The organism is Amycolatopsis sp. MEPSY49, assembly GCF_051337345.1.
Lineage (GTDB): Bacteria > Actinomycetota > Actinomycetes > Mycobacteriales > Pseudonocardiaceae > Amycolatopsis.
Genome location: NZ_JBDLYJ010000012.1, coordinates 201,612 through 216,443, shown reverse-complemented (window position 1 = coordinate 216,443; position 14,832 = coordinate 201,612). Strand labels below are relative to the sequence as shown.

The following is a 14,832-nucleotide window of genomic DNA, read 5'->3' as shown; positions in this document are numbered from 1 at the left end:
AGGACGTCAGCGCGCCGCCGCGGCCGCGCGCTCGGCGGCCGGGGTGAACCCGCCGTAAGCATCCACCGCGCGCTGGACGTCTTCGGCCACGAGGTCGTGGTTCAGCGCGCCCGCGGCGGCCGCGCCCTGGGCCGCGGCGATGATCACCGTCGCCCGCGCGTCGACGACGTTCCCGGCCGCCCACACACCCGGCACGTTCGTCTTGCCCATCGGGTCGGTGGACCCCTCTTCGTAGCCGAGCCCGCGCAGCAGCTCGTCGTGCGGGACGGTCCGGGTGCGGATGAACAGGGCCGCCCGCGGCACGAACCGCGCTCCCAGCTCGACCCCGTCGAGGTGCCCGCCGGAACGCCGTACCGCCGTGACGGTTCCCTCGACGACCCGGATGCCCCGCGCGTCGAGGCGGGTCCGGTCCTCTTCGGACAGTGGCGTGGTGTGCGGGAAGTACACGACGTCCGGCGACCACTGGCGCACCAGCAGGGCGTGCTCGACGCTCAGCGGTTCGGTGCCGAGGACGCCGAGCGGCCGGTCGCGGACCTCGTAGCCGTGGCAGTACGGGCAGGTCACCGCGTCGGTGCCCCAGCTTTCGCGGAGGCCGGGGATGTCGGGCAGGTCGTCGTGGACGCCGGTGGCGACCAGGACGCGGCGGGCGGTCAGCTCCCGGCCGCTCGCCAGCTCGGCCGTGAAGCCGGCTTCGAGCCGGGTCACCCGGTCGTCGAGGACCTCGACGCCGTAGCCGGCGAGCTCCTCGCGGCCGATCTTGAGCAGTTCGGACGGTGGCAGGCCGTCGCGGGAGAGGAACCCGTGCATGTGCCGGGCGGGCGCGTTGCGCGGCGAGCCGCCGTCGACGACCGCGACGCGCCGCCGCGCCCGGCCCAGCATCAGGGCGGCGCTCAGACCCGCCGCGCCGCCACCCACCACCAGGACGTCATAGCTGTTTTCGCTCATGCCGCCACCATGAGCCCGGCTTCGCGAATCCGACAACAAATGTTGCCGTTTCCGCAACGAGGGCGTTTCCTGGAGGCATGACCGACGCGATCACCCAGGCCCTGTCCGAGGTCGGCCCACGCCTCAAGCGGGTCCGCACGCAGCGGCGGGTCACGCTGGCCGACCTCTCGGCCGCGACGGGCATCTCGAAGAGCACGTTGTCCCGGTTGGAGTCCGGCCAGCGCAAACCGAGCCTCGAGCTGCTCCTGCCGATCGCGCAGGCCCACCAGGTGCCCCTCGACGAGCTGGTCGGCGCCCCGGAGGTCGGCGACCCGCGCGTCCGGCTGACCGCCCGCCGCCTCCCGCGCAGCAACGGCGCGACGATGACCGTCCTGCCGCTGACCCGCCAGCCCGGCGCGCCCCAGGCGTTCAAGATGATCCTGGAACCGGAGACCGGCGAGCCCGACCCGCAGGTCCACGAGGGCTACGAGTGGCTCTACGTCCTGTCGGGCCGGCTCCGCCTGATCCTGGCCGACCGGGACATGACGCTGGGCCCGGGGGAGGCGGCGGAGTTCGACACGCGGCTGCCGCACTGGTTCGGCGCGGTCGGCCGCCCGGCGGAGATCCTCAGCCTGTTCGGGAAGCAGGGCGAGCGGCTCCACCTGCGGGCCAAGTCCCGTTAGAACCCGATCGCTTCGCGCAGCAACAGGACGGTGGCGCGGCCGGGGCGTGGCTCGGCGTTGAGGATCAGCAGGCGGTTGACGGCGCTGGGCCACCCGTGGACCTCCTGCGTGCGGACGCTTTCCAGCGGCAGGCAGTGCTCCTCGACGCGGCGCAGCGCCGTTTCCAGGTCGGGGACGATCTTCTGCGCGCCGACGACCCAGATCGCCTGGGCCGCGCCCCCGGCGTAGGCGGGCAGCTGGCTGCCGCTGCCCGAGGCGGCCACGAGCGAACCGGTCTCGGTGACCGCCGCGACGCTGCCCACGACGACGTCCGGGCTCGCGAGCAGCCGCCGGATCTCGTCGGCGCCGGTTTCGCGGTCGATGGCCAGCACCCGCGGCTTGACGGCCTGGTAGCTCCCGGTCGCGTTGAGGTCGCCGTCGATGCCGGACCGGCGGAGGGTCTCGCTGGCCCCGGTGAACACGGCGGCTCCGGCCGGGATCAGCTCTTTGACGCGGATGCGCGCGGCCGCGGCGTCGTCGAGGATCTCCACGGCGAACCCGTGGGCGGTCAACGCGGCGGCGGCGCGCTCCAGGCGGCCGGCGGTGGCCGGCTCGGCGAACGTGGTCATGCTGGCTCCAGAACGTGGTCGGATCGCTTTCCCGGTTCGACCGCGCGGCCACCCGAAACGTCAGGCCTGACATTCCGGGGCGCTGTCCGGTCGTACCGGTGACGACGAAGGGAGCGCGATGACCACAGTGGCCGCGGTCATGGGCGAGCGACGCCCGCTGATCGACGTCGCGTACCGGCTCCTGGGCAGCCTCGCCGAGGCCGAGGACGCCGTCCAGGAGGCCTACGCCCGCTGGTGTGCGCTGTCCCCGGCCCAGCGGGACGCGATCGCGTCCCCGGGCGCCTGGCTGACGACGGTGACCGGCCGCATCTGCCTGAACGTCCTCGGCTCGGCCCGGGCCCGGCGCGAAACCTACGTGGGCGACTGGATTCCCGAGCCGGTGCCCGAGGACCAGGGCGGCGACCCGGCCGACCGGATCACCCTCGACGAGTCGGTCAGCATGGCCTTCCTCGTCGTGCTCGAGGCGATGACGCCGGCCGAGCGCGTCGCGTTCGTCCTGCACGACGTCTTCTGCCACTCGTTCGCGGAGGTCGCCGAGATCGTCGGGCGGACGCCGGGGGCCTGCCGCCAGCTGGCGTCCTCGGCCCGCCGCCGGATTCGCGCGTCCCGCGGTCCGGCGACTCCGGCCGCCCGGCAGGCGGGGATCGTCCGGGACTTCAAGCAGGCGTGGGAGGCCAAGGACATCGACGCCCTGATCGGCCTGCTCGATCCCGCCGCCACCGCGACCGCCGACGGCGGCGGCCTGGCCACCACCTTCCTGCACCCGCTGCGAGGGGGCGAGCGGATCGCGACCGCCTGGGTCGAGCTGGCCCGGCGCCGGCCGCCCTCCACGGCGTTCGCCGAGCGCACGGTGAACGGGCGGCCCGGGCTGGTGGCGGTGGAGGACGGTGTCACGGTGACGGTGTTCGCGTTCGACGTCGCCGCCGACCGGATCCGGCACATCTGGGTCGTCCGGAACCCGGAGAAGCTCCGCCGCTGGACGAGCTAGGGGAGTGTCTCCGGCAGGCCGAAGCCCGCGTACATCTTCGGGTCGAGGAAGCCGATGATCTCGGCGATGCGCTTGCCGCGCAGCGTCAGCACGTTCACGCAGCCGATGCGGAAGACGCCGTCCGGGTGGCGCTGGTAGCACGCGAACGCGAGCTGGCCGGCGGCCCGGACCGGCACCAGCCGCCACGGCGTGGCGAACACGTTGCCGGCGAGGAAGCGGGCGACGTCGTCGCGGCCGTCGAACCAGGCGGGCAGCGGCGGCATCGTGAAGCGGGCGTCCTCGGCGAGCAGGTCCAGCAGCGCCGGGACGTCCGCGCGTTCCCACGCCGCGACGAAGTCCGCCACCAGCGCGCGTTCCGCTTCCTCGCCCAGTGCGCGCAGCGTCGCTTGCTGGCTTTGCGACGGCGCGTGCTCGTCGAGGGTCTTGCGGGCCCGCTGCAGCGCGCTGTTCACCGAAGCGACCGACGTGCCGAGTGCGTCGGCGACTTCCGCGGCCGAGAACGCGAGCACTTCGCGCAGGATCAGCACGGCCCGCTGGGTGCCGGGCAGGTGCTGCAGCGCGGCGATGAACGCCAGCTCGACGCTTTCGCGGAGTTCGAAACGGCGTTGCGGGTCCCAGTCTTCCTCGGGGTAGGGCTCGACGAACACTTCGCCGTCGATCGGGTCGGCGAGCGGGTCGCCGGGATTGGCCGCCGGGTGGAAGTCGCGCGGCAGCAGGCGTTTCGGGCGCTGCTTGATCAGCCTCAGGCAGGCGTTGGTGGCGATCCGGTAGAGCCACGCGCGCACCGAGCTGCGCCCCTCGAACCCGGCCAGGCCGCGCCACGCGCCGAGCAACGCCTCCTGCAGCGCGTCTTCGGCGTCGTGCAGGGCACCGAGCATCCGGTAGCAGTGGGCGCGCAGCTCGCTCTGGTAGGGCCGCACGAGCCGGTCGAACGCGCCGCGGTCCGCGCGCCGCGCCGCTTCGAGGAGGTCGGCTTCGGTGTCCATGCGCGCATCCTGCCCGATGGTCAGCCGAGTTCGCGCTGCATCAGGAGGGTGTCGAGCCAGCGGCCGTGCTTGAACCCGACGCGCCGCAGCACGCCCGCGTCGGTGAAACCGGCGGCGTGGTGCAGGTTCCGCGACGCGGGATTGCCGGAGTCGACGACGACCGCGATCGCCTGCCGGGCGCCGGCTTTCGCGCACCGCTCGAGCAGTTCGTCCAGCAGCCGCCGGCCGTGGCCGTGCCCGGCGGCTTCGGGCGCGAGGTAGATCGTGGTCTCCACCGTGTGCCGGTAGGCGGGCTTGGGCCGCCACGGCGCGGCGTACGCGAAGCCGTCGACCTTCGTCCCGCGCAGCACGAGGAACGGCAGCTCGCTGATCTTCGCGCGCCAGTGATCCGGGGTCGGCGGCGTGGTCTCGAACGTGTAGACCGAGTCGGTGACGTAGGGCGCGAAGACCGCCGCGATGCCTTCGGCGTCGGCCTCGACGGCTTCCTCAATAGTGGACATGACAGGTATTATAGAGGAATGATCGATCCGGTTGTCCTCGGCCGCCGCCTGCACGACCTGCGGGCCGACCGCGGCCTGGCCTTGACCGCGCTGGCCGCACGGGCGGCCGTGAGCGTGAGCATGTTGTCGGCGATCGAGCGCGGCGAGAAGGCGCCGACGGTCGTGGTGCTGTCCCGTGTCGCCGACGGCCTGGGGCTGTCCTTGTCGCGGCTGCTCGCCGATCTGGAGTCGGACCGGGTGATCGTCCGCCGCGCGGCGGAGCAGGACCACATCGCGGAGCCGGGTGGCTGGCACCGCACGGTCCTGACGCCGGTCGTCCCCGGCGTCAACTTCGAATGGATCCGCACCACGTTGCCGCCGGGGTGCGACGCGGGCAGTTTTCCGGCGTACGCGGCGGGTTCGCACGAGTTCGTCACCGTCGAGTCGGGGACGTTGTGGCTGGGCGTCGGCTCGGCCGAGTACGTCCTGGCGGCGGGGGACTCGGTCTACTTCCCGGCGGACGAGACGCACTCGTACGCCAATCGCGGCGAGGAGCCGTGCTCGTACCACGTCGCGGCACTGGTCATGCGCTCGCGCTTGACTCATCCGATCACTTCCTCCTAGCCTGATTTCGCGCATTCCCGATCCGCCGTCGGAGCACCGCATGGTGTTTCCGCCGTGGCCAGGAAAGGGAGATTTTCGTGAGCAGACCGTTGAGTCGTCGTCGGGCCGTCACCTGGGGAGCGGCGGCGGGCGCCGCGCTGCCATTCATCGGATCTCCGGCCGCCGGTGCCGAGGAGTCGGCTGCGGACGGCCGCGTCTTCGACGTCACGAAGTCCGGCGCCAAGGGCGACGGCCGCACCATCGACACCGCAGCGATCAACCGCGCGATCGACGCGGCCGCGGTTCGCGGCGGGACCGTGTACTTCCCGGCCGGGACGTACGCGAGCTATTCGATCCACCTCAAGAGCAACGTGGCGCTGTACCTGGCGGCGAACGCGACGATCCTCGCGGCCACCCCCGCCGGCGGCAAGGGGTACGACCCCGCCGAGCCGGGCGCGGGCAACCCGTACCAGGACTTCGGGCACAGTCACTGGCACAACAGCCTGATCTGGGGCGAGAACCTGGAGAACATCACCATCGAGGGGCCGGGCAAGATCGACGGCAAGGGCCTCGTCGCGGGCGGCAGCGCGGAGTCCGCGCCGCTCAACGGCAACAAGGCGATCGCGCTGAAGCTGTGCCGCAACGTCGCGATCCGCGACATCACGATCGTCAACGGCGGCCACTTCGGCATCCTGCCGACCGGCGTCGACAACTTCCGCATCGAAGGCCTCGTGATCGACACCAACCGCGACGGCATCAACATCGACTGCTGCAAGAACGTCCGGATCTCCGGCACGACGGTGAACTCGCCGAACGACGACGCGATCGTGCTGAAGAGCTCGTACGCGCTGAACCGGGTGCGCGACACGGAGAACGTCACGATCGACAACTGCTTCGTCAGCGGCTACGACCTCGGGACACTGGTCGACGGCACGTTCAAGACCTCGTCGTACGGGCGGACCGGCCGCGTCAAGTTCGGGACCGAGTCCAACGGCGGGTTCCGCAACATCGCGATCTCGAACGTGGTCTTCGAGTACTGCCGCGGCCTGGCGCTGGAGACGGTCGACGGCGGGTGGCTGGAGGACGTGACGATCGGCAACCTGACGATGCGCAACGTCCAGATGCCGCTGTTCCTGCGGCTGGGCGCGCGGATGCGCGGGCCGGCGGGCATCCCGGTCGGCTTCCTGCGCCGGGTGAGCATCAGCGACGTCACGACTTTCGCCGCGGACCCGAGGTACCCGTCGTGCGTCGCGGGGATCCCGGGCCACCCGATCGAGGACGTCAAGCTGAGCAACATCCGCCACCACCTGGCGGGCGGCCTCACCCCGGGCGACGCGGTCCAGAACCCGCCGGAGCTGGAGACGGCGTACCCGGAGCCGTCGATGTTCGGCACGCTGCCGGCATACGGGTTCTTCATCCGGCACGCGCGCGGAATCAGCATGGACAATGTGGACGTCCGATTCGGAGCCCCGGACACGCGCCCGGCGTTCGTGGCGCGGGACGTGGCCGACCTGGACGTGCACCACTGCCGCGCGGACAAGGTGGCGGGCACGCCGACGTTCGTCTTGGACGGCGTGGACGACTTCCGGGTGAGCGACGGCCGCCCGATCCCGGAGGCGAAGGTGGAGCACGCGGACCACGAGGAGCTGTAGCGCCGTCCGGCCGGGCCCCGGCGCGGGACCCGGCCGTTTTGGCCTTACCGGCGGCTTGCCGCTGCTAACGTCCGGTGGGTGAAGGTGTGGTGGTGCGGGCTGGCCGTGAGCACGGTCGTGCTGTCGGCGGCATGTGCCGGCGGCGGATCGGGGACCGGGCGGCTGATCCCGCCCCCACCGTCCACGACGGACACCCCGGTCACGACCGGGTTGCCGACGACCACGACCCCGGGGACCACGACCCCGGGGACCACGACTTCGGCGACCACGACGACTACGCAGACGCGGGCCCACACGCCGACGGCCACGGCGCAGAAGCCGACGACTCCCCGCCACACGACGACCCGCCGCCGGCCACGCTGACCTCAGCGGCCCCGCAGGTCCGGGCGGGCCAGACCGATGCCCGCCAAGGCGATCAGCGCCACCGCCACCACCGCGACGATCACCTCCAGGACCGGCACCCGGGCCGCGGTCGTCGTCAACGTGATGATGCTCGACACCAACAGCAGCACGCCCGCCGCCAGGCTGAGCCAGCACAGCGGGGCCGTCCTCGGGATCACGTGCCAACGGGTCTGCCCGGCCATCGCGCCTCCTCGTTCGGTTGCCTTCCCGAAGCTGCCCCGATCGCGTGTCGATCAAACCGGACGGCGACGTTCCACTGGCCGGAACACCAGACTGTCCTGCCCGCCCGGCCCGGTGCGACGGTCGACAGCATGGCACCCGTGAAAGCGGCGATCGTCGGCCCCGGCAACATCGGCACCGATTTGCTGGCGAAGCTGCGACGCAGTGAAGTGATCGAAGTCGGATACATGGTCGGCGTGGTCGAGTCCGACGGGCTCCGGCGCGCCCGCGCGCAAGGGATCGAAGCGTCCGCCGAGGGCGTCGACTGGCTGCTGCGGCAGGACCCGTTGCCGGAGCTGGTGTTCGAGGCGACGTCGGCGAAGGCGCACGCCGCCAACGCGCCGCGCTACGAAGAAGCCGGCATCCAGGCGATCGACCTCACCCCGGCGCACCTCGGCCCGATGGTGTGCCCGCCGGTGAACCTCGGCGCGCACCTCGACGCGCCGAACGTCTCGATGATCACCTGCGGCGGCCAGGCCACGATCCCCATGGTGCACGCGGTTTCCCGGGTGACGCCGGTGCCCTACGCGGAGATCGTCGCGTCGGTGGCTTCGCGCGGAGCCGGACCCGGCACCCGCGCGAACATCGACGAGTTCACGCGCACGACGTCCAGCGCGGTCGCCGAAGTCGGCGGTGCCGGGCGCGGCAAGGCGATCATCATCCTCAACCCGGTCGAGCCGCCGATGATCATGCGTGACACCGTGTTCTGCGCGATCGGGCTCGACGCCGACCGCGACGCGATCACCGCGTCCATCCACGAAATGGCCGAAGAAGTACGGAAATACGTGCCGGGTTACACGCTGCGCGCGGACCCGCAGTTCGACGACGCGCGCGAGGAGTGGGACGGCAACGCGCGGGTCGGGATCTTCCTCGAGGTCCGCGGCAACGGCGACTACCTGCCGGAGTACGCCGGGAACCTCGACATCATGACCGCCGCGGCCGCCCGCGTCGGTGAGCTCATGGCGCGCGCGAAGCAGGAGGTGCCAGCGTGACCCGTCCAGTACTGAAGCACGACGTCCGGATCGTCGACACGACGCTGCGCGACGGCAGCCACGCGATGGCCCACCGCTTCACCGAACAGCATGTGCGCGACACCGTGCGCGCGCTGGACCGCGCCGGCGTCGAGGTGATCGAGGTGACCCACGGCGACGGCCTCGGCGGCTCGTCGTTCACCTACGGCTTCTCCGCCGTCGACGAGCTGAAGCTGATCTCGGCGGCGCGCGAAGAGGCGAAGCAGGCGAAGATTGCCGTGCTGCTCGTGCCGGGGATCGGGACGGCGGAAGACCTCCAGCGCGCGTTCGACGCGGGCGCGGAGATGGTGCGGGTGGCGACGCACTGCACGGAGGCCGACGTTTCGCCGCAGCACTTCGGGCTCGCGCGCGAGCTCGGCATGGAGACGGCCGGGTTCCTGATGATGGCGCACCGGACGCCGCCGGAGGACCTCGCGAAGCAGGCGCGGATCATGGTCGACGCGGGCTGCCAGGCGGCGTACGTGACGGACTCGGCCGGCGCGTTGCTGATGCACGAAGCCAGGGAACGGTTCGAGGCGCTGGTCGCCGAGGTCGGCGACACGGCGTGGGTCGGCTACCACGGCCACCAGAACCTCTCGCTCGGCGTCGCGAACTCCGTCCTGGCGTACGAGGCCGGGGTCCGCTACATCGACGGGTCGCTCTGCGCGCTCGGCGCGGGCGCCGGGAACTCGCCGACCGAGGTGCTCGCGGCGGTGTTCGACCGCCTGGAGATCGACACGGGCCTCGACGTCGGCGGTCTCCTCGACGCGGCCGAAGAGGTCGTCCGCCCGTACCTGAACCGCTGGCCGAAGATGGACCGCAACGCGATCGTCCAGGGCTGGGCCGGGGTCTATTCGAGCTTCCTGCTGCACGCGGAGCGCGCGGCGGAACGGTACGGGGTGCCGGCGCAGGCGATCCTGCGCCGCTGCGGCGAACTCGCGCTCGTCGGCGGCCAGGAGGACATGATCATCGACGTGGCGGTGACGCTGGCGGCGGAGGGCTAACCCGCGAACCGGTCGAGCGCCGCGAGTTTCCAGCCGCGCTTGACGTCGCTGGCCCGGTGCCCGGAGTGGTCGTCGACCAGCAGCTCCGCACCGGGCCACGCTTCGGCCAGCTCCCACGCCGTCGCCACCGGGCAGCTGAGGTCTTGCCGGCCGTGGATCAGCACGCCCGGGATGCCGGCGAGGCGTCCCGCGTCGCGGATCACCGCGCCTTCCTCGAGCCAGCCGGCGTTCGCGTAGTAGTGCGTCGTGAGGCGGACGAACGCCAGCGCGGCCTCGTCCACCGGCGCGTCGCTCACCGGCGGCGCGCCGGGCTCCAGGGACAGCACCACGTCTTCCCACCGGCACCATGCGGCCGCCGCGCGCTGCCGGACCGCCGGGTCGGGGTCGGCCATCAGCCGCGCGTACGCGGCGACGTCGTCGTCGGCGCCCAAGGTGAACCGCGCCCATTCCTCGGGGAAGAACCGCCGCAGGCCGCGGTAGAGCCAGTCGATCTCGCGGCGGCGCGTGGTGCTGATCGCGCTCACGACGATCTCGGTGACGCGCTCGGGAAACTGCTCGGCGTACACGAGCGCCAGGGTCGTGCCCCACGACCCGCCCGTCACCAGCCAGCGCTCGATGCCGAGGTGCTCGCGCAGCTTCTCGAGGTCGGCGACGAGATGGCCGGTCGTGTTGTCCCGCACCGAATCCAGGGCGTGCGGCGTGCTCCGGCCGCAGCCGCGCTGGTCGAGCAGCACGACCCGGTAGCGGGCCGGGTCGAACGCCCGCCGCATGCCCGGCGTGCTGCCCTGCCCCGGGCCGCCGTGTAGCACGACCGCGGGCTTGCCGGCCGGGTTGCCGCTGGTCTCCCAGTAGATCCGGTGCCCGGCACCGACGTCGAGGAAGCCCTGGTCGTAGGGCTCGATCGGCGGGTACAACTCGGCCATGGCGGGTGTCCTCCTTCGGTCAACGTCCGGTATTGCCCGGTCCGCGCCGCGCCTCCGGCCGACAGAATCGGTCCCGTTGATCATTCCACTTCAGCTGAGGGGACTTCGATGAAACGCAGGATCTTCACCGCGGCCGTCGCCTGCGCGGCCACGTTCGCCGGGCTGCTCGGGGCCGCTCCGGCGGCCCAGGCGGCGACGGCGGTGACGTTCACCCCGCGCACGGTGACCTCGCCGCACGAGACCCAGTACGTCGCGGCGCTGGGCTCGGTGCAGCTGCCGATGACGGCCACGCAGACCGCGTACGTCTACTCGACGCTGCGCGTTAACAACGCGTCGAACACGACGCTGATCGACAACGAGGTCCGCTGTTCGAGCACGAGCGGCTGGACGAAGAACGAGGTGCTCGGGCAGAACGTCATCATCGCGAGCGCCACCAGCACCCCGGCGTCGTTGCGGGACATCAGCGTCACCACCCGGTTCCTGGTGCACCCGGGCGCGGCGGGCACCGTCACGTGCACGACGTACCTGCGCAGCGCGAACCTCGGGCTGGGCAACTCGACGGTCAGCCTGGTCAGCGGTGAGCTGAAGTTCGCGGACACCAGCGTCGCGAACACGACGGCCGGCACGCCGCCGCAGGCCGACGACGGCGACACGCCTCCCGGCCGCGTCATCGGCCTCAGCTCCGCGGCCCCGACCGTGCGCGAACCCGCCTCGGACGTCTTCGAGATGGCGCCCGTGACCGGGCTGAGCGTGTTCGGCGACATGGAACTGATGGCGTGCTACCCCGAGCCGACGGGCGGCTGCCCGGTGAACAGCATGACCGCCCGGGTGACGCTGTTCGTCAACCAGTGGAAGGCCGACGGCACGCTCTGCAAGTCGGACGCGTCGTCGAGCGTGACGGCGTTGGTCCGTCGCGACGTCCACCACTACGTGGTCCCGCTCAACACGCACTTCACGGCGGCGACGGGCAACGGCTGCGTGCCGAAGTTCAATTTCTACGTGAAGACGGACTGGGTGAGCGGTTCGACCGGCGCGGTTCAGATGGCGTCGGGCGGTCTGCCCGACGCCATCGGCTCGACGGCGAAGCACTACGACGCGATGAGCCACGCTTTCGCGGTCGCTTACTGAAGTCAGGGGGGCGCGCCGGTTTCCCGGCGCGCCCCTTTCCGGTGTCAGGCGGGCTCGCCGAACCAGCGGTGCAGCGAATCCGCCAGGCCGGTCGTTGTGCCGTCTTCGCACGCCCAGGCGATGTAGCCGTCCGGGCGGATCAGCACGCCGGTGAGCGACGGCTCGCTGACGCACTTCGCCGTCAGCGTGGTGACGTGTTCGGCCCAGCCGCTCGCGGTTTCGCGTAGTTCGGCGTTCTCGGCGAGGTCGAGCAGGAGCGCCTTGCCGTCCTGGAGGTGCTCGCCGAGCCGGGTGCCGTCGGCGAACGCGAAGTCGGGCGCGCCGCGGCCGGTGAGGTCGTGCTCGCCGTCGATCGGGTACCGGTGCAGGACCCCGGAGAGCTTCTTGGCCAGGTAGGTCGCGCCGTCGTCGGTGAGGAGCAGGTCGGTGACGACCTGGCGCAGCGCCTTCGTCCGGACGTCGCTGCGCATCAGCGCGACCTGTGCGCGGGTCCACTCGAGGACCCATTCGCCGATCGGGTGGCGTTCGGTCGTGTAGGTGTCGAGCAGGCCGTCCGGCGCGGTGCCGTGGATGGTCGCGGCGAGCTTCCAGCCGAGGTTGACGGCGTCGCCGATGCCCAGGTTGAGGCCCTGGCCGCCGAAGGGGGAGTGCACGTGCGCGGCGTCCCCGGCCAGCAGCACGCGGCCCTTGCGGTAGGTGGTCGCCTGCCGCGCGTTGTCGGTGAACCGCGTCGCGCTGTGGACCTTGGTCACCCGGATGTCGGCGCCGGACACGCGCCGGAAGCTCTCTTCCAGCTCTTCGGCGGTGATCGGGGTGTGCCGGTCCTCGGGCGGCCCGTCGAACTCGACGGTCAGCATCCGGCCGGGCATCGGCCCGTGGACGTAGAGGCCGCCATTGCCGTGCTGCCAGCCGGCGGGGAGCGCCTCGGCGCCGGTCAGCTCGGCGAGCGCCTGGCGCCCGGTGATGGCGGGATCGGTCCCGGGGAACTCGAACCCGGCGTGCTTGCGCACGAAGCTGCGGCCGCCGTCGGCCCCGGCGAGCCAGCCGGCGCCGATTTCACTTCCGTCGTCGAGCCGCACGGTCACGCCGTCGTCGCCGGCGTCGAACCCGGTCACCTCGACGCCCCGCCGGATCTCGGCCCCCAGTTCGAGGGCGCGGGCGCCGAGGATCGCCTCGACGGCCTGCTGCTGGATCACGACCACCCGCGAGGCCGGCCCGACGTCCCGGAAGGCGGGATCGTCGAAGTCGACGCCGTTCGAGGCGACCATGATCCCGGCGAAGTGCCCGACCGGCAGCGCGGGCTTCGGGCCGCCCCCGCCGCGTGATTCGAGGAACTTCTTGATCTGTTCGGCGTTCTGCTGCACGACTTCGTCCACCGCGGGCAGCAGGCCTCGGCGGTAGAAGGCCTCGGCGGTCGTCAGGTTGACCGACCCGGCCTTGATCGTCAGGTCCGGCTCGCTCAGCCGCTCGACGACCAGCACGTCCACGTTCTTCAGCCGGAGTTCGCAGGCGAGCATCAACCCGACCGGTCCGCCCCCGGAGATCACCACATCCCTGTTCATGGATCCGATGATGCCGCGAAAATTTTACCGAGTCAAACTTTATGTCAGGTCTATACTCTCGGCTCATGGCGGATCACGGACTGCGCGAGCGCAAGAAGCGGGCCACGCGCGAGCTGATCTCGAACGTGGCCACGGGCCTGTTCATCCAGCGCGGCTTCGAAGAGGTGACGGTGGCCGAGATCGCCGAGGCGGCCGGCGTCTCCAAAATGACGGTGTTCAACTACTTCCCCCGCAAGGAGGACCTGTTCCTCGACCGCCACGCGGACCGGTTGGCGGAGTTGACCGACGTGGTCCGTTCCCGCGCGAAGGGGGTGTCCCCGGTGGCTGCGCTGCGCGCGCACCAGCACGCGCTGCTGGCTTCGGGGCATCCGTTGTCGGGGGCCATCACCGGTGGGCCGGGGTTCTGGTGGGTGCTGACGTCGAGTCCGGCGTTGTTGGCGCGGTGGTACGAGCAGGAGCGGGAGATCGCTTCGGCGTTCGCGGAGGTGCTCGTGTCGGAGACAGGGGAGGTGTTCCGGTCCCGGATGGTGGCGGGCTTGCTGACGACGGCGATCACGACGGTGTTTTCGTACGCCATGGGGCGGATTGTGGCGGGGGAGGATGCGGAGGTGGTCCGGCGAGAGCAGGTTGCGGTGATCGATCAGGCTTTTGATCTGGTGGAGCAAGGTGTGGGCGACTTCCCGGCCTCGTCGGGCTGAGCCAGGCCGCGGCGCGGATCCGGAGTTCACCGGCCGGCCACGACGTCGCGGCCGGCCGGCGTCAGCGGAGTGCTTGGTTCGCGCCCTCGGCGACCGCCGCGGCCACCGCTGCCAGCGCGGGGGAGTCCAGCTTCCACTGCTGCCAGTGCAGCGGGACGTCCAATGGCCGGTCCGGGGCCAGGTCCACCAGGGCGTCTCCACGGGGTGCCGCCTGGATTTCCGGGACCATGCCCCAGCCCAGGCCGGCCGCCACCGCGTCCGCGAACGACTCCGATGCCGGGATGTAGTGGCGGACCAGCGTGAACGTGCGGCGGCGGGTCAGGGCGCGCAGGAAGCGGTCCTGCAAGTCGTCCTTGCGGTCGAACAGGACCACTGGTGCCTGTGGCAGGGACGCCGGCAGCGGGTCTTTCGAGAGCCATCGTTCGACGAATCCGGGGGAAGCCATCGCCCGGTAGCGCATGCGGCCCAAGCGGCTCGATGTGCAGCCCTGGACCGGTTGCGGCGAGGCCGTCACCGCCGCCATCACCAGGCCTTCGCGCAGGAGCGCCGCCGTGTGGTCCTGGTCCTCGCGTTGCAGGTCGAAGCAGATGCCCAGCGACTCCGGGACGTGCGCCAGGCTGGGGAGGAACCACGTGGCCAGGGAGTCCGCGTTCACCGCGATCGACAGCGTCCGGGTCGACGAGCCGAGGCCCAGCTCGGCCAGCGCGTCCTGCTCCAGCTGGGCCAGTGAGCGCGCGAAGCGGATCAAGACCTGACCGGACTCGGTGAGCGTGACCGGCTTCGTCCGCAGCAGGAGCACGCGGCCCGTGCGCTGCTCCAGGGCCTTCACCCGCTGGCTGACCGCCGACGGCGTCACGTGCAGCACCGCCGCCGCGGCGTCGAAACTTTGTTCGTCCACTACGGCCAGCAGCGTCCTGACCTGGTCGAGCGGGAGATCTGACATCACGAGCGCTAATGTTACGT

17 protein-coding genes are annotated in these 14,832 nt (G+C 71.5%); 8 read left to right on the top strand and 9 right to left on the bottom strand.

The window, feature by feature from the left end; translation table 11 throughout:
• Positions 1-6: 6 nt before the first annotated feature.
• Positions 7-945, bottom strand: a complete 939-nt coding sequence (locus ABFJ78_RS39390; RefSeq protein WP_436392546.1) for an NAD(P)/FAD-dependent oxidoreductase — start codon at positions 943-945, stop codon at positions 7-9.
• Positions 946-1,022: 77 nt separating this feature from the next.
• Here ABFJ78_RS39390 and ABFJ78_RS39385 point away from each other — a divergent pair, with 77 nt between their 5' ends.
• Complete coding sequence (locus tag ABFJ78_RS39385; protein WP_364615146.1) at positions 1,023-1,607, top strand: helix-turn-helix domain-containing protein; 585 nt, start codon at positions 1,023-1,025, stop codon at positions 1,605-1,607.
• Here ABFJ78_RS39385 and ABFJ78_RS39380 read toward each other — a convergent pair.
• On the bottom strand, positions 1,604-2,215 hold the full coding sequence (locus tag ABFJ78_RS39380) for an LUD domain-containing protein (protein ID WP_436392545.1): 612 nt from the start codon (positions 2,213-2,215) through the stop codon (positions 1,604-1,606). The genes ABFJ78_RS39385 and ABFJ78_RS39380 overlap by 4 nt on opposite strands.
• Before the next feature lie 118 nt (positions 2,216-2,333).
• Between ABFJ78_RS39380 and sigJ the strand changes: the two genes are divergently transcribed.
• Positions 2,334-3,203, top strand: a complete 870-nt coding sequence (gene sigJ / locus ABFJ78_RS39375) for an RNA polymerase sigma factor SigJ (RefSeq protein WP_436392544.1) — start codon at positions 2,334-2,336, stop codon at positions 3,201-3,203.
• Here sigJ and ABFJ78_RS39370 read toward each other — a convergent pair.
• Positions 3,200-4,189, bottom strand: a complete 990-nt coding sequence (locus ABFJ78_RS39370; RefSeq protein WP_436392543.1) for a sigma-70 family RNA polymerase sigma factor — start codon at positions 4,187-4,189, stop codon at positions 3,200-3,202. The two genes, sigJ and ABFJ78_RS39370, sit on opposite strands and share 4 nt — an antisense overlap.
• A gap of 20 nt (positions 4,190-4,209) precedes the next feature.
• The gene (locus ABFJ78_RS39365; protein ID WP_436392542.1) at positions 4,210-4,689 is read right to left on the bottom strand and encodes an N-acetyltransferase family protein; all 480 of its coding nucleotides are present in this window, start codon (positions 4,687-4,689) and stop codon (positions 4,210-4,212) included.
• Positions 4,690-4,707: 18 nt separating this feature from the next.
• On the opposite strand from ABFJ78_RS39365, the gene ABFJ78_RS39360 reads away from it, so the two are divergent.
• Both ABFJ78_RS39360 and ABFJ78_RS39355 read left to right on the top strand, forming a co-directional pair.
• Positions 4,708-5,292 (top strand): helix-turn-helix domain-containing protein, encoded by a 585-nt coding sequence (locus ABFJ78_RS39360; RefSeq protein ID WP_436392541.1) that lies wholly within the window; start codon positions 4,708-4,710, stop codon positions 5,290-5,292.
• 137 nt (positions 5,293-5,429) lie between these two features.
• Entirely contained in the window at positions 5,430-6,923 is a 1,494-nt protein-coding gene (locus ABFJ78_RS39355) for a rhamnogalacturonidase (protein WP_436392602.1), read from the top strand.
• A gap of 44 nt (positions 6,924-6,967) precedes the next feature.
• Here ABFJ78_RS39355 and ABFJ78_RS39350 read toward each other — a convergent pair whose 3' ends face one another.
• Positions 6,968-7,261 (bottom strand): hypothetical protein, encoded by a 294-nt coding sequence (locus ABFJ78_RS39350; protein ID WP_436392540.1) that lies wholly within the window; start codon positions 7,259-7,261, stop codon positions 6,968-6,970.
• 27 nt (positions 7,262-7,288) lie between these two features.
• On the bottom strand, positions 7,289-7,507 hold the full coding sequence (locus ABFJ78_RS39345; RefSeq protein WP_400893066.1) for a hypothetical protein: 219 nt from the start codon (positions 7,505-7,507) through the stop codon (positions 7,289-7,291).
• A gap of 129 nt (positions 7,508-7,636) precedes the next feature.
• On the opposite strand from ABFJ78_RS39345, the gene ABFJ78_RS39340 reads away from it, so the two are divergent.
• Together ABFJ78_RS39340 and dmpG are read left to right on the top strand one after the other, a co-directional pair.
• The gene (locus tag ABFJ78_RS39340; protein ID WP_436392539.1) at positions 7,637-8,536 is read left to right on the top strand and encodes an acetaldehyde dehydrogenase (acetylating); all 900 of its coding nucleotides are present in this window, start codon (positions 7,637-7,639) and stop codon (positions 8,534-8,536) included.
• On the top strand, positions 8,533-9,558 hold the full coding sequence (gene dmpG, locus ABFJ78_RS39335) for a 4-hydroxy-2-oxovalerate aldolase (protein ID WP_436392538.1): 1,026 nt from the start codon (positions 8,533-8,535) through the stop codon (positions 9,556-9,558). The genes ABFJ78_RS39340 and dmpG overlap by 4 nt, the downstream gene beginning before the upstream one ends.
• On the opposite strand, the gene pip is transcribed toward dmpG, so the two are convergent.
• Positions 9,555-10,481, bottom strand: coding sequence for a prolyl aminopeptidase (pip, locus tag ABFJ78_RS39330; protein WP_436392537.1), 927 nt, complete (start codon positions 10,479-10,481; stop codon positions 9,555-9,557). The two genes, dmpG and pip, sit on opposite strands and share 4 nt — an antisense overlap.
• 108 nt (positions 10,482-10,589) lie before the next feature.
• Between pip and ABFJ78_RS39325 the strand changes: the two genes are divergently transcribed.
• Complete coding sequence (locus tag ABFJ78_RS39325; protein ID WP_436392536.1) at positions 10,590-11,609, top strand: hypothetical protein; 1,020 nt, start codon at positions 10,590-10,592, stop codon at positions 11,607-11,609.
• A gap of 44 nt (positions 11,610-11,653) precedes the next feature.
• On the opposite strand, the gene ABFJ78_RS39320 is transcribed toward ABFJ78_RS39325, so the two are convergent.
• A complete protein-coding gene (locus ABFJ78_RS39320; RefSeq protein WP_436392535.1) occupies positions 11,654-13,171 on the bottom strand; it encodes an FAD-dependent monooxygenase in 1,518 nt (505 codons plus the stop codon).
• Positions 13,172-13,236: 65 nt separating this feature from the next.
• On the opposite strand from ABFJ78_RS39320, the gene ABFJ78_RS39315 reads away from it, so the two are divergent.
• A complete protein-coding gene (locus ABFJ78_RS39315) occupies positions 13,237-13,869 on the top strand; it encodes a TetR/AcrR family transcriptional regulator (RefSeq protein WP_436392534.1) in 633 nt (210 codons plus the stop codon).
• Between the two features lie 61 nt (positions 13,870-13,930).
• On the opposite strand, the gene ABFJ78_RS39310 is transcribed toward ABFJ78_RS39315, so the two are convergent.
• Positions 13,931-14,812, bottom strand: coding sequence for a LysR family transcriptional regulator ArgP (locus ABFJ78_RS39310; protein ID WP_436392601.1), 882 nt, complete (start codon positions 14,810-14,812; stop codon positions 13,931-13,933).
• Between the last annotated feature and the right edge of the window lie 20 nt (positions 14,813-14,832).